Origin of the sequence: Streptomyces sp. TM32 (assembly GCF_004122755.1) — a bacterium.
Lineage (GTDB): Bacteria > Actinomycetota > Actinomycetes > Streptomycetales > Streptomycetaceae > Streptomyces > Streptomyces sioyaensis.
Genome location: NZ_SDIG01000067.1, coordinates 1 through 13,386, shown reverse-complemented (window position 1 = coordinate 13,386; position 13,386 = coordinate 1). Strand labels below are relative to the sequence as shown.

Genomic DNA, 13,386 nt, shown 5'->3' with positions numbered 1-13,386 from the left:
GGCCGTCCCTTCTCGTCCCCCGGTGGGGCGGCCCTCGGCGGGGCTCCGCGCGGGGCACACAGGTAAGAACGGCCGTGAGGGGGTCCACGGTTCCGCCGGATAGGCTCGATGCCGTGGAGTCGCCGCACAACAACACCAGCAAGGACCCCGGCCGGCGCCGTCCGTGGGTCGTGGGGATCTCCGGTGCGTCCGGGACACCGTATGCCGCGTCCGTCGTGCGCGGGCTGCTCGCCGCCGGGGAGGCGGTGGACCTGATCGTCAGCCGGGCGTCGCGGCTGACCCTGCTGGACGAGACCGGCATCGCCTTCCGGGATGCCCACTGGCGCGCCGACCTGCGGGAATGGCTGGCGCGGGGGGCGGACGGCAAGCCGTCGGCGTTCCCGGTGACGGAGGCGGACCTGGCGGACGTGCGGTACTGGCCGGCCGGGGATCTGGCCGCCGGACCCTCGTCGGGTTCGTATCCGGTGAAGGGGATGCTGATCGTCCCGGCGAGCACCGCATGCGTGGCCGGGGTGGCGCTCGGGCTGTCGAAGGACCTGCTGCAGCGGGTGGCGAGCGTGACGCTCAAGGAGCGGCGGCGGCTGGTGGTCGCGGTGCGCGAGACCCCGCTGAACGGTCCGACGCTGAAGCATCTGGTGACGCTGGACGAGGCGGGCGCCGTGGTGCTGCCCGCCTCACCGGCGTTCTATGCGGGAGCGACGCACATCCAGGATCTGGTGGACTTCGTCGCGGGCCGGGTGCTCGATGCGGCCGAGGTGCCGCACCGGCTGTACCGGCGCTGGGAGGGGGAGCTGCGGGGTGGCTCCAAGGAAGAGGAGGCCCCGGACGCTCCCTAGCGCTGCTTGGCTGCGGCGGCGCGCCCGAAGCGGCGCCGGGCCCGCGGTGCCGCGGCGCGGTGGGCACGTGAACGATTGGCCTGGTCCTGCAGCTCGCGCATGCGGGCGTAGGCCATCTCGATCGAGTACACGGTGACAACTCCTGGGATCGTCTTTGATCGTCCTGAAAGATTCGCAGGGTCTAGGCCCTGTATGCCTTAGATTCTACATGCAGAACCCGAAAATGCGTAAAGATTGGAAGGCTTGAGGGCATGGACGCGGTGGATAGGCAGCTCATCCAGGCACTTCGTGAGAACGGCCGGGCCTCGTACGCGGAGCTCGGCCGGCTCGTCGGCCTCTCCGGGCCCAGCGTCACGGACCGGATCAACCGGCTCGAAGCGGCGGGTGTGATCACCGGCTACCGCGCGACGGTCGACGCCGCCTCGCTCGGCCTCGGCGTCACCGCGCTGGTGGGCATCTCGCTGTCGGACGCCACCGACCACGAGGACGTCGCGCAGCGGCTGCGTGACCTCGAAGAGATCGAGGACTGCTGGTTCATCGCCGGCGACGACTCGTACATGCTCAAGGTGCGGGTGGGCGACGTGGACGGCCTGGAGCGCACCATCCGGCGGCTGTCCGGCACCAAGGGCGTCTCCCGTACGCGCACCACGATCGTGCTCTCCACCAAGTGGGAGAACCGCGTCGGCGAACTGCCGGAAGAGGCCGAGTAGCCCCCGGTCGCCGGGCGGCACACCGGGAGCGGACGGGCGCGCCAAGGGGGCCCCGTCCGCCTCTATTACGGGGGAGTACGCTCGTCGAAGCCCGTTTCCGGCTCCGAAACGGCACCGATACGGCAGAGACTGGAGGCGACGGATGGCTGCGTCGATGGATGTGGGCCTCAAGCGTGAGCTGGAGGCGAAGGTCCACGCCGGGGAGCGGCTGACCCGCGAGGACGGTATCGCCCTCTACGCGTGTGACGACCTGGCATGGCTGGGCGGCCTCGCCCATGAGGTGCGCACGCGCAAAAACGGCGACGTCGTCCACTTCAACGTCAACCGCCACCTCAACATGACGAATGTGTGCACCGCCTCCTGCGCGTACTGCTCCTTCCAGCGCAAGCCGGGCGAGAAGGACGCGTACACGATGCGGATCGAGGAGGCCGTCCGCCTCGCCAAGGCGATGGAGAACGAGAACCTCACCGAGCTGCACATCGTCAACGGTCTGCACCCGACGCTGCCGTGGCGCTACTACCCGCGCTCGCTGCGCGAGCTGAAGAAGGCGCTGCCGGACGTCTCCCTGAAGGCTTTCACCGCCACCGAGATCCACCACTTCGAGACCATCTCCGGGCTGACCGCGTCCGAGATCCTCGACGAGCTGATCGACGCCGGTCTGGAGTCGCTGACCGGCGGCGGCGCCGAGATCTTCGACTGGGAGGTGCGCCAGCACATCGTCGACCACCGCACCCACTGGGAGGACTGGTCGCGCATCCACCGCCTGGCCCACGAGAAGGGTCTGAAGACCCCTTCGACGATGCTGTACGGGCACATCGAGGAGCCCCGCCACCGCGTCGACCACGTCCTGCGGCTGCGTGAGCTCCAGGACGAGACCGGCGGCTTCCAGGTCTTCATCCCGCTGCGCTACCAGCACGACTTCGTCGACATGCAGGACGGCAAGGTCCGCAACAAGCTCCAGGCCCGCACGACGATGGCGACCGGCGCCGAGGCCCTGAAGACCTTCGCGGTCTCCCGCCTCCTCTTCGACAACGTCCCGCACATCAAGTGCTTCTGGGTCATGCACGGCCTGCAGACCACCCAGCTGGCCCTCCAGCACGGCGCCGACGACATGGACGGCTCGGTCGTCGAGTACAAGATCACGCACGACGCGGACAACTACGGCACGCCCAACAAGCTGACCCGCGACGATCTGCTCGACCTGATCCGCGACGCCGGCTTCCGCCCCGTCGAGCGCAACACCCGCTACGAGGCCATCCGCGAGTACCCGGGCCCGGACCCCGAGCGCCGTGAGTCGCCCCAGCCGATGCGCGTCTGAGCAGGCCGGGCCGCGGTTGTCGGTGGTCCGGCCGTGGTCAGTGGTCCGAGCGGGCCGGGGTCGCTGTCAGTGGCGGGAGTTAGGGTCCGGGTCATGAACGTGCGTTTCGACCTGGACCCTTCCGTCACCCCCGCTCTCCGCGACGGGATATGCGTGTTGTGGAGCGACGTCTCCAACGCCGACGGCGCCGTGGGCTTCGTCCCGCCGGTGACCCAGGACGACGTCCGGCCCGAGCTGCTGAGGCATCTGGCGTCGATGGCCGAGGGGCGCACGCGTCTGCTGGTGGGCCGCGATCCGGACGACCGGGTCGTGGCCGTCGCGTTCCTCACCCTCAACGACCACCGTCTGATGCGCCACTGGCTGTGGGTCTACACCGTCATGGTCCACCCGTCCGTCCAGGGCCGGGGGGTCGGCCGGGAGCTGATGGCCGCGGTCGCCGACGCCGCCCGCTCGCTCGACGGCATCTCCGGCATCCGGCTCACCTGCCGCGGCGGCACCGGCCTCAGTCGCTTCTACGCGTCCTGCGGATACAAGGAGGTCGGCCGGGTGCCCGGCGCGATCAAGGTCGCCGACGGTGACTTCCGGGACGACATCACCATGTGGCGGGAGCTGGGCTGAGGGACGGGGCCCATGTGAGCCCTGTGGGGACGGGCGCTGCGGCGGGGGCCGCGAAGATCGCCCGAAGCGCTGTGCTTGACTGGATGCAGACCCTTTAGGTTGCCGTTGAGGAGAAGGTCCCATCCGTGAGTAGCCACAACTTCGCCACGCTCCGCTACACCGCCCTTCGCATCGGCCTCTTCGTCGCCTCGTTCGCCGTGGTGTGGGTGCTGGCCTACCTCCACGTCATTCCGCTCGCCGTCGGCGCGTCCAACACCGTCTGGATGCTGCTGCTCGCCATCGTGATCTCCGCGCCGCTCAGCTTCGTGCTGCTGCGCAAGCAGCGGGATGCGATGTCCGAGCAGATCGTGGCCAAGGTCGACCGCCAGCGCGAGCGGCTCGCGGCCCACGCCGGCCAGGAGGACGGGCTGGGGTAACGGCCTGGGAGGCAGGCCTGCGGTCAAGGACCGCGGTGAAAGCCTGCGGTCAAGGACCGCGGTGGAAGCCTGCGATCAAGGACTGCGATGAAGGCCTGTGGTGAAGGCCTGCGGCCAAAAGGTCTGGACCTCTATGTAAGACGCCTCACAGTCGCCCGTCCCCGACCGGCGCCCGCCGTCATGGCTTGTGTTCCATGACCGGGCGCCTGTCGCGTTTTTGACGGGACGTCCGGTTCGGTGGCCTCTCCGGAAGTCAAAGATTTCCTTTGGGTTCCTCAAAGTTCAAGTGTTAATGTACGTGCCATGAAGATGGCAGCCGCGCCCCCGCCCCCCATGAGCACTCCGCTCGTGGCGCGCCTGCACGTCGATCTCTGCCGCTGTCTGTCCGCGGCCTGTTGCCGCCGCTGACCCTTCATCCAGCGGCCGGAGAACCCCCTCGCCCTCCGGGCGGGAGGCCCCCTGCTTCGAGCACCCTCGAACCGCTCCGCGGCCGCTCGACCTCCTGGCGCCCCGCGCCGCCTTCCGACGCCTGACCTGTCCCCGGAGTGTGTCCGTTGCCCACGTCTGCCGAGACCGCCGAGTCCTCACCGGCGCCTCAGACCCCCAAGTCCTCCCGCATACCCAAGGTCCCGTTCTGGGCCCAGATCCTGGCCGGCCTCGCCCTGGGCGTGCTGCTCGGCGCGATCGCCAAGAACGGTGACATCGGCTGGCTCACCGCCACGCTCCAGCACATCGGCGACCTCTTCGTCCAGCTGCTGAAGCTGGCCGTGGCCCCGCTGGTCTTCTTCGCGATCCTGGTGTCGATCACCAATCTGCGTCAGGTCAACAACGCCGCCCGGCTGGCCACCCGCACCCTGCTGTGGTTCATGGTCACCTCGCTGATCGCGGTCGCGATCGGCTTGGCGATCGGCCTGCTCACCCACCCCGGTGCGGGCACCGGACTGAGCCCCAAGGACGGCAAGCTCCCCGACCACGCGGGCTCCTGGATCGACTTCCTGACCGGCATCGTCCCCACCGACATCATCACGCCGTTCACCGAGCTCAACGTCCTGCAGATCGTCTTCATGGCCGCCGTCGCCGGCATCGCCGCGCTCCAGCTCGGCGAGAAGGCCGAGCCGGTCCTCGCGATCAGCCGCTCCGTCCTCGAACTGCTCCAGAAGGCCCTGTGGTGGGTCATCCGCCTCGCCCCGCTCGGCACCGTCGGCCTCATCGGCAACGCCATCGCGACCTACGGCTGGAACCTGATCGGCAAGTACGCGACCTTCACCGTCGACATCTACGCCGGCTGCGCCCTGGTGCTGTTCGGCGTCTACCCGCTGCTGCTGTCGACCGTCGCCAAGGTCAACCCGCTGCAGTTCTTCCGCGGCGCCTGGCCGGCCATCCAGCTGGCCTTCGTCTCCCGCTCGTCGGTCGGCACCATGCCGGTCACCCAGCAGGTCACCGAGCGCCTCGGTGTGCCGCGCGAGTACGCCTCCTTCGCGGTGCCGTTCGGCTCGACGACCAAGATGGACGGCTGCGCCTCGATCTACCCGGCGATCGCCGCGATCTTCATCGCCCAGATCTTCGACGTCCACCTGGGCATCGGCGACTACCTCCTGATCGTCTTCGTCTCCGTCATCGGCTCCGCCGCCACCGCCGGTCTGACCGGCGCGACGGTCATGCTGACACTGACCCTCTCCACCCTGGGCCTGCCCCTGGAGGGCGTCGGCCTGCTGATGGCCATCGATCCGATCCTGGACATGATGCGCACGGCCACCAATGTTGCTGGCCAATCGGTATGCACGTTGCTCGTCGCTGCGCGTGAGGGAATCCTCGATCGCGAGGCGTACAGCGGAGCCAAGAGCATCAGCGTGGACGCGGCTACTGCTGGTGACGCGGAGGAGAAGGTCTCCGTGTCGGCCGCTGCATAGCCTGAGATGGTCTTCAGACTGCGCCCCGGGCTTCTTGAGGTCGGGGCGCAGTCTGCGCGCTGTGGCAAGAAGTTGGCGTTCCCGGCCAGTTGCCCGTTACTGAGACACGCTCCTAGGATCCGCCAGCCGCGTCCCCACCCACCCTCACAGGCAATACACCCAGTACTCCAGTCAGAAAACGTTGCCTGAGCTGGCTATTTCGTCGTTCGGCCGAGTCGGGGCTCCGTAGCCCGACGGTTGCGGAGCTCCGACCCTCGGCGCTGGGGCCCTATGAGGAGCCCCAGGATCAGGGCCCTCCATGCCCCCACCCGGGGGCCCGGGTGCGCCGGGAGTGCCAGGAGCATCGGGGGTGCCGGGGGCACCGCGTCCTGGGAGGACCGCACCTGGCAGGACTTGGGAACCCGAACACGACAGCATCGTGTTCTTCCGGCCCTCCGCCTGGCACGAGGTACGGAAAGTGAGCTGCCTGACCAAGCAGCCCGCGAACAGCCGTTTCGCCATCAACGGCCGGCTGGGCAGCCCTGCTTGAGAACCCTCGCCGAGTAGCCCGAGCCGACACGAACATCCCGGGCGGGAGACCTGGGCCGGGAGGTCCCTGGCTGCGGCTGAGCCGGGGCTGCGGTGCTAGCAGGGGCCGCAGCCGATTACGGCCAGTTCGCCGGGTCCGGCGAAGCCGGGTGTCGAGCTGATGACGGTGTTGGTGGCGGTGTCGATCACCGAGAGGAGGCTGGTGGTGTAGTCGGTGACGTACACCCGGCTGCCGTTGGGGCTGATCGCCACGCCCCAGGGGTTGGTGAAGCCGGGGATGGTGGCGATGACGGTGTTGGTGGTGAGGTTGACCACCGACACCGTGCCGCTGTCGTAGTTGGTGATGTAGGCCCTGGTGCCGTCAGGCTTCAGGGCGATGTTGTTGAACAGGCCTGACCCGGGGCCGGGGATGGTGGCGGTGACGGTCTCGGAGGCAGTGTCGATCACGGAGAGTGTGCCGTCGCCGCCGTTCACCACGTACGCCTTGGTGCCGTCGGACGAAAATGCCACACCCCACGGAAGGTTGCCGACCGCGATGGTGTTGGTGATGGTGTTGGTGGCGGTGTCGACCACCGAGACCGAGGTGCTGAGGTTGTTGGTGACGTAGGCCTTGGAGCCGGCCGGGTTGAGTGCGATCTCGACCGGGTTGACGCCGAAACCGGTGATGGTGTTGGTGATGGTGTTGGTGGCGGTGTTGATCACCGAGACCGAACTGCCATTGACGTTCACCACGTAGACCTTGGAACCGTCGGGGCTCACCACGACGCCAATGCAGTTCGAGGCTCCGGGGATGGGGATGGTGGCGATGACCGTGTGGGTGGTGAGGTCGATCACCGAGACCGAACTGGGGGTCACGCCATTGTTCTGGTTCGTGACATAGGCGCGCGGCATGGTCGGTGAGACCGCGACCCGCCATGGGTTCGGCCCTACCCCGATCGTGCCGGTGATCGTCAGGGTCTGGGGGTCGAAGAACGACAGGGTGTTGTTGTTCCAGTTGGGTACGGCGAGTTCGCACGTCTGGTAGGTGTAGTTGACCGCGTTGCTGGTGCCGCCAGGGGTGGTCACGGTGACCGGTACGGTGCCGGTGCCGGGCGGGGCGACTGCCGTGATCGTGTTGTCGTTGACCACGCTGAAGCTGGTGGCGGGGTGGGGGCCGAAGCTGACCGCGGTGGCGCCGGTGAACCCGGAGCCGTTGATCGTGACGGTGTTTCCGCCCGTGGTCAGCCCGCAGGTGGGTGAGATCGAGGTGATGACGGCCGGCGGTGCGGGGTGGCCGACGTAGATGTAGGGGAAGCCGTTGCTGGTTCCGTGGGAGGTGGTGACGGTGACCGGGATGATGCCGACACCGGGCGGCACGACGGCGGTGATGATGTTGTCGGAAACCACGACGAAACTGGTGGCCGAGGTGAGGCCGAAGCGCACGACCGTGGTGCCGCTGAAACCGGAACCGAGAAGGGTCACCTGGTTTCCGCCGGTGGTAGGGCCGATGGGCAGGACGACCGCCAGCAGCGCCGGGGACCCGAAACCAAGGAACGCGGCCGCTTGCGGCATCGCGCTCAGAGCCGCCGCGTCAGGAAGCTGGGGAGCCGGCCAGGGTGAAGAGTTCGCTGTCATGAGAAGCCCTTCCGCGGAGACCTGCGTGGGCTGCTGCGCTGCGTCCCGCTGATGAAAGAAGAGCCACCCCAGTCCCAGGGCATTCACGGCACACGAGCCTGACCGGCATCGAGGGCTGCGAGTCCCCGGAAAGGGATGGGCAGCCCACCGTATGGATTGGCATACTGGATGCGTCGACAACCAGCAGGGAGCCAGGGCCTGCACACGGCCTCACCCCTATGGCGCAGCGCGAAGCTGTCGACGGTGGTAACGCCGTTCCGAGCTGACACGGCTCCAGGACCTTGATCTTGGTGACGCCGAGACTCCGGCCCGAGGAGTTCCTGAGGAATCTCTCACGCTGCCCGCTTGAGCGGTCTGCATCGCGTTCGGCTTGCTTGATCCGCTCGGCCCCTCGTACTGGGCGGGCTCTCCTCGGTACGGTCCTGGTCGTGTCCGGCGCACGTGGGTTGGTCGCCATAGCGTGCGCCGGTTGATCGCGCGCGACTAGGGGAGCTGGTTCGGGCATGGCGGTTGACGCTGCTCGGGGTTCGGAAGAGGGGTTCACGTCGGCGGGGGCGGCGCGGGTGATGGCCTCTGCGTGCCGGGCTGCGGGGCTCGATGACAGAGGGGCGGAGCTGATCCGCTTCGGGAGAACGGACTGTTTCGGCTGAACTCGGGCGCCGGTGATCGTCCGCGTGGCGCGTGGTGAAGAGTGGCTACCTAAAGCTCGTACAGAGGTGGCCGTTTCGCGGTGGTTGCAGGGCGAAGGGCTCCCTGCTGCTCGCATCGTCGAGGGCTTGGAGCAACCTTTCCTGATAGACGGCCACCCCGTGACCTTCTGGCATCTGATTGTTGAGGGTGACCGGAAGGCTACGTACGGGGAGCTGGGCTGCATGCTGCGCGACCTTCACGCTCTGACTGTCCCCGCCGGCCTTGAGCTGCCGTCGTTCGATCCCTTCGATAAGCAGGAACTGCGCTTGGACCGCGCCGTGATCCCGCACGATGACAAGCTCTTCTTGCGGAAGCGGTGGCGGGAGCTACGGGACAAGTTCAACGACCTGAGGTTCGAGACCCCCAAGGGGCCCGTGCACGGTGACGCTCACGTGCAGAACCTCATGATGGACGATCAAGGGCAGGTGATCCTGATCGACTTCGAAGCCTTCTGCTTCGATCACCCGGTGTGGGATCTGATGGTCACGGCCGTGGAACACCACAGCCTTGGGTGGCAGACCGATGAGCAGTACGCAGACTTCGTGACCGCGTACGGGCGGGGCCTCTACGACTGGCACGGGTACGAGACGCTCCGCGGCCTCCAGGAGTTCGGCATGACGACGTGGCTCATGCAGAACGTGCAGGAATCTGAAGACACCGCAGCCGAGTACCGACGCCGCATCACCGGCCTCCGGAATGACGACGGACCTCGGGACTGGCGCCCCCGGTAACTGCTACTCGTCGTCCAGGCGGGCAAGGGCGTCCCGTACCTGGTCGTGGAAGGCTGCGACGGACGGGTTGCCCAAGTGGATGCTGACCTCCTGCTGGAAGTCGGTGACGTAGCGCTGGAAGCGGGACGACTGGAGTGTGTCCCCGCTGTCGACCGCGAGGCTGGCGGTCTCCACGGCGGCTTCCAGCTCGCCGTTCAGCAGCTGGCTTTGGGAGAGGACCATCCGGCAGAACCCGAGGGTGCGGGCGTACTTGGGGTCGGTGTCGTCGACCGCTCGTTGTGCGGCCTCGATCGACTCGCGGCGCATCTTCAGGTCGCGGAAGCAGTGGCAGAGTTCGCCCATGAGTTCTGCTGAGTCGAAGTAGCCGAGCCATTCCGGGTCTTCGCCTGTGTCGGCTCGCTCGAAGTGGCGTTCTGCCTCGTTCATGGCTCGGCCGGCGCCGATGGTGTCGCCTGTGTTCGCGTAGGCGCGAGCCTCCATCGCTGAGTAGTTCGCCATCGCGCGTGGGGTTGCTCGGCCCTTGGCTCCCTCGACGGCGGCGCGGGCGAGCTGGATTGCCTGGGCGTGGTTGCCGAGACAGTTCGCCTGATGGCTGAGGTTGCCGAGAATGCGGGCGCCGAACATGCGGTCGTCGATGACCTGGGACATGCGTAACGTCGAGGTCAGATAGCGGTGTGCGAGAGCGCGGTTCCCGGAGTCGTATGATCAGCTGGTTGCTCGACGGGGTTTCCGCCCGTTCCTCGGCGAGGCCGTCCAGCATCGACAGGACGTCGGGCACTGTGCTCGGGTATCCGGCGGGTGGTGGAGCTGTGGGCTCCGGCTGAGCGAAGAATCCGAGATCGTCGGGCGCGATCCGTCGGTTGAGCTTGGCGCTGAGTACGTCCGCCATGATCGCGGCCGTGCTCGGCTGGATCCCTGCGCCGTCCCGCCATCGCTGTACGGAGACATATGTCGTACCGAGGTTGGTGCCGCGTTGCTCAGCGGCGTCCTTCATGTGTTTTGCGAGGCCTTTGTTCGAGACCTTCGCTTCGTCCATGGCTGCGATCAGTTGCGCGTTCGGCTCTCGGTTCATGCTCCCCTGCCAACCCGAGAATGACGGCGAATGTTCATCGTGGCACAGGTCACTGACATAGGGGGTTCATCTGTGAACCCCCTTCGTACCCAGCGGTGTTCACATGAACCCCCGGGTGAACGCTCCCGCTTCCCGATGGCCTGCCCTTGACTGTTTTCACGGCAGCGGGGTCGCCCTGTCGGTAACCGGAGGGAATGCGATGAGCGTTCGGAGGATGGATCGTTCTGCCGTGAATCCACTGGTGACGGCTCTTCCATATGGCGCCACGCAGTTGGAGCAGTTCCGGTCTCCGCCAGGGAGAAGATCCTGGACCGGGATGCGTACAGGGGCGCCACGAGCATCACGCCGCCCGCGGCAGACGCCGAGCCTGCGGAGCAGAAGGTGACGCTCGCGGACCCGGTGGCCGCCGGCTAGCGGTACCGGTAACGACGCCCGCTCTCCCGGCTGTTGGTCTGTGCTGCTTTCGGCGGCCGGTCGGGGAGGGATGACGGCGCCCCGGCCTTGACGTTGGCCCCTGGGGAATCAGGGCCAGGGCGGCGGTGTGGGTGGTGGGCTTCGCCCTCAGCCCGTCGCCGCTCCCGTATGGGCCAGGATCGCGGCGGCCAGCGGTCCTTGGACGGCGGGCGGCAGCGCGTGCCCCATTCCCGGGATCTCGACGAGCCGCGCGCCCCGCACGCACTGGGCGAGGTGCTGGGGGTGCGGCGGCGGGAAGACCGGGTCGGCGGGTGCGCAGACCACCAGCGCGGGCGCCTCGTTCGTGGCGAGCTGCTCGGTGCGGAGCATGCCGTCATGCTCCGCACGGCCGTGCGCGGTGCCCGTGCGGTGGTGCCCCGTGTGCGCGAGGACGCGGTGCTCCAGGGCCCGGAAGTGCTCCGTGTCGAAAGGGAGTTGGTCACCGGCGAGTACCCGCCAGTGTTCGATCCGGCGCGCCACTTCGGCCGCCGGCCCGTGATCCTCGCCGGGCCGGGACCACAGTTCCAGGACCTCGGGTGCGATGCCCGGGAGTTCCTCGGCCGGCACCGTCCGACCGTCCGGGCGGGTGTAGGGGGTGGTGCTGAGGGCGCTGGTGCTGATGAGAGTGGCGCTGAGGCATCGGTCGGGGTGGTCCGCCAGCACCATCTGGGCCAGCATGCCGCCCAATGACATGCCGACGATGTGCGCCCGGCCGATGCCTAGCCCGTCCAGGACGTCGATCACGTCCGTGGCCAGATCGGCGATCCTGTAGGGCTGCTCCTCGAAGGACCACGTGGAGCGACCGGTGTCGCGGTGGTCGTAACGGATGACCCGGTGACGCGTGGCCAGCGCGTCGACCAGCGGCTCCGGCCAGCCGACGCCGGTCGCCTGGGCGCCCATGACCAGCAACAGCGGGGGCGCGTCGGCGGGACCGCGCTGCTCGGTCCATAAGCGGACGCCCGGCGCGGCGTCGATGAACTGCTGCATGGGGCTGTCCTCCGGATAGGTGGCTCAAGGCAACGTGGCGATACGTATCGTCTCGTCATGCGCGGGAACGCGTCAAGTAGACGGGAACGCGTCAAGCAGGCGGAGGCGGGAAGCGAAGATCGTAAACTTACTTTGCAGTAAAGGGGCGGGATGGAGGGACATTCAGGGTGGGAGCTGTGAAGAGCAAGAGGGTGCCGCGCGCGGTCCGGGAGCAGCAGATGCTGGACGCCGCGGTGCTGACGTTCGCACGGCGTGGATATCGGGCGGCCTCGATGGACGAGATCGCTGTACTGGCCGGGGTTTCCAAGCCGTTGGTCTATCTGTACCTGAATTCGAAGGAAGACCTGTTCAGCGCGGTGATCCGGCGGGAGTCGGAGTCGTTGGTGGCGGCGGTTTCGGCGGGCGTCGAGCCGGGGGAGAGCGCCGACCGGCAACTGTGGGGCGGCCTGCGGGGGTTCTTTGCGTACACCGCCGAGCATCCTGATGGCTGGGCCGTACTCCACCAGCAGGCCAGGACGCAGGGTGAGCCGTTCGCCCACGAAGTCGCCGTGGTGCGGGGAGAGATCGTCGAGTTCGTCACGGAGTTGCTGGGTGCAGCCGCAAAGGAAGCGGGCTGCGTCGGTGCGCTGGCCGAACGGGAAGTGGCCGGGCTCGCCCACGCCCTGGTCGGCGCCGCCGAGTCGCTTGCCGAGTGGGCCAATTGCCGTACGGGCGAGGGTGCTTCGGGGGAGTGGGGGCGCCCGTCGGCGAGGGACACCGCGGCGACGATGATGAACGTCGTCTGGGCCGGTCTCGGCCGGATGATGGGCGGGGAGCGGTGGATGCCGGACGAACTCGCCGACTGTGAGGGCCGGTTCGGCGTCAGGGGGTGACGCGGCCCGGTGCGCGGCGGTCGACGGTGTGCCGTGGTCGACGGTGCGCCGCGCGCCGGGTAGTCGAGTGATGTGGGGGGGTGCCTGGCGGGGGGCGGTCCTCGGCGGGGGTGTGGCCGGTCCGCGTCAGGCGCAGGGCAGGCCGTTCGTGACCTGGAACCGTGGTCCGTGGGGTGAATTGGTGAAGGTGTCGCGCGACCATTGGCCGGCTCCCGGTCCTCACATAAATTGACCTCGAAGTAAGGTTACCGTCGGGTCAGGAGCTGGGTCGCAGATGAGTGCCACGGTTCCCCCGACGGGAGCGAGTCGGTCGCCGTGGGGCGTTGGCGCCGTGGTCCACCCGTCTCAACGTGCCTGGGTCTGGGCGGTGTTGGGGTCGATCGAGGCCGACACCGCGATGACGCCCGGTAGTTCGACGTCGCTGCTGCGGGCGGGGCTCGGTGGCCCTCAGAAGACGGCCACGCCAGACCAGTTACCTGCCGTGGCCTGTCCCGCGTCCGTGTCTGGGGCTGTTTCCGGGCCCGTCCTGTCTCCGTGCCCGTGCCCGCGCCCGCGCCCGTGGCCGGAACGGTGACCGCTACGACGCGCAGGCGTCCCGGCCACGGGCGCGGGCGCGGGCACGGGCACGGAG

General features: G+C 68.1%; 10 protein-coding genes and 2 pseudogenes. 8 read left to right on the top strand and 4 right to left on the bottom strand.

Translation table 11 applies throughout. The features are described 5' to 3' along the window. The first annotated feature begins 113 nt into the window (after positions 1-113). Positions 114-836: a UbiX family flavin prenyltransferase gene (locus tag EST92_RS16750; protein WP_129249681.1), complete on the top strand. Its 723-nt coding sequence runs from the start codon at positions 114-116 to the stop codon at positions 834-836. Here EST92_RS16750 and EST92_RS32585 read toward each other — a convergent pair. After that, a complete protein-coding gene (locus EST92_RS32585) occupies positions 833-967 on the bottom strand; it encodes a hypothetical protein (protein ID WP_275416123.1) in 135 nt (44 codons plus the stop codon). The two genes, EST92_RS16750 and EST92_RS32585, sit on opposite strands and share 4 nt — an antisense overlap. 120 nt (positions 968-1,087) lie before the next feature. Between EST92_RS32585 and EST92_RS16745 the strand changes: the two genes are divergently transcribed. The 5 genes from EST92_RS16745 to EST92_RS16725 all read left to right on the top strand — a co-directional run bounded on the left by EST92_RS16745 (position 1,088) and on the right by EST92_RS16725 (position 5,808). Beyond that, positions 1,088-1,546, top strand: a complete 459-nt coding sequence (locus EST92_RS16745; RefSeq protein ID WP_086716013.1) for an Lrp/AsnC family transcriptional regulator — start codon at positions 1,088-1,090, stop codon at positions 1,544-1,546. 154 nt (positions 1,547-1,700) lie between these two features. Next, positions 1,701-2,864, top strand: a complete 1,164-nt coding sequence (gene mqnE / locus EST92_RS16740; RefSeq protein ID WP_129281742.1) for an aminofutalosine synthase MqnE — start codon at positions 1,701-1,703, stop codon at positions 2,862-2,864. A 93-nt stretch (positions 2,865-2,957) separates the two neighbouring features. After that, positions 2,958-3,482, top strand: a complete 525-nt coding sequence (locus tag EST92_RS16735; protein ID WP_129281726.1) for a GNAT family N-acetyltransferase — start codon at positions 2,958-2,960, stop codon at positions 3,480-3,482. Positions 3,483-3,607: 125 nt separating this feature from the next. Continuing rightward, positions 3,608-3,898 (top strand): DUF4229 domain-containing protein, encoded by a 291-nt coding sequence (locus tag EST92_RS16730; RefSeq protein ID WP_129251297.1) that lies wholly within the window; start codon positions 3,608-3,610, stop codon positions 3,896-3,898. A 554-nt stretch (positions 3,899-4,452) separates the two neighbouring features. Then, the gene (locus EST92_RS16725) at positions 4,453-5,808 is read left to right on the top strand and encodes a dicarboxylate/amino acid:cation symporter (protein ID WP_129281725.1); all 1,356 of its coding nucleotides are present in this window, start codon (positions 4,453-4,455) and stop codon (positions 5,806-5,808) included. A 624-nt stretch (positions 5,809-6,432) separates the two neighbouring features. On the opposite strand, the gene EST92_RS16715 is transcribed toward EST92_RS16725, so the two are convergent. Then, a complete protein-coding gene (locus EST92_RS16715) occupies positions 6,433-7,950 on the bottom strand; it encodes an IPT/TIG domain-containing protein (protein ID WP_129281724.1) in 1,518 nt (505 codons plus the stop codon). A 503-nt stretch (positions 7,951-8,453) separates the two neighbouring features. Between EST92_RS16715 and EST92_RS16710 the strand changes: the two are divergent. Beyond that, positions 8,454-9,371: pseudogene (locus EST92_RS16710) on the top strand (aminoglycoside phosphotransferase family protein). Positions 9,372-9,374: 3 nt separating this feature from the next. Here EST92_RS16710 and EST92_RS16705 read toward each other — a convergent pair. Further along, positions 9,375-10,443: pseudogene (locus EST92_RS16705) on the bottom strand (sporulation protein). 561 nt (positions 10,444-11,004) lie between these two features. Continuing rightward, positions 11,005-11,883 (bottom strand): alpha/beta hydrolase, encoded by an 879-nt coding sequence (locus EST92_RS16700; RefSeq protein WP_129281723.1) that lies wholly within the window; start codon positions 11,881-11,883, stop codon positions 11,005-11,007. A gap of 167 nt (positions 11,884-12,050) precedes the next feature. On the opposite strand from EST92_RS16700, the gene EST92_RS16695 reads away from it, so the two are divergent. Next, positions 12,051-12,755: a TetR/AcrR family transcriptional regulator gene (locus EST92_RS16695; RefSeq protein WP_174244036.1), complete on the top strand. Its 705-nt coding sequence runs from the start codon at positions 12,051-12,053 to the stop codon at positions 12,753-12,755. Positions 12,756-13,386 lie beyond the last annotated feature (631 nt).

Excerpts from the sequence above, each read along its gene's own strand:
- EST92_RS16745 (WP_086716013.1), top strand. The coding sequence starts at position 1,088 with ATGGACGCGGTGGATAGGCAGCTCATCCAGGCACTTCGTGAGAACGGC.
- mqnE (WP_129281742.1), top strand. The coding sequence starts at position 1,701 with ATGGATGTGGGCCTCAAGCGTGAGCTGGAGGCGAAGGTCCACGCCGGG.
- EST92_RS16735 (WP_129281726.1), top strand. The coding sequence starts at position 2,958 with ATGAACGTGCGTTTCGACCTGGACCCTTCCGTCACCCCCGCTCTCCGC.
- EST92_RS16715 (WP_129281724.1), bottom strand. The coding sequence starts at position 7,950 with ATGACAGCGAACTCTTCACCCTGGCCGGCTCCCCAGCTTCCTGACGCG.
- EST92_RS16700 (WP_129281723.1), bottom strand. The coding sequence starts at position 11,883 with ATGCAGCAGTTCATCGACGCCGCGCCGGGCGTCCGCTTATGGACCGAG.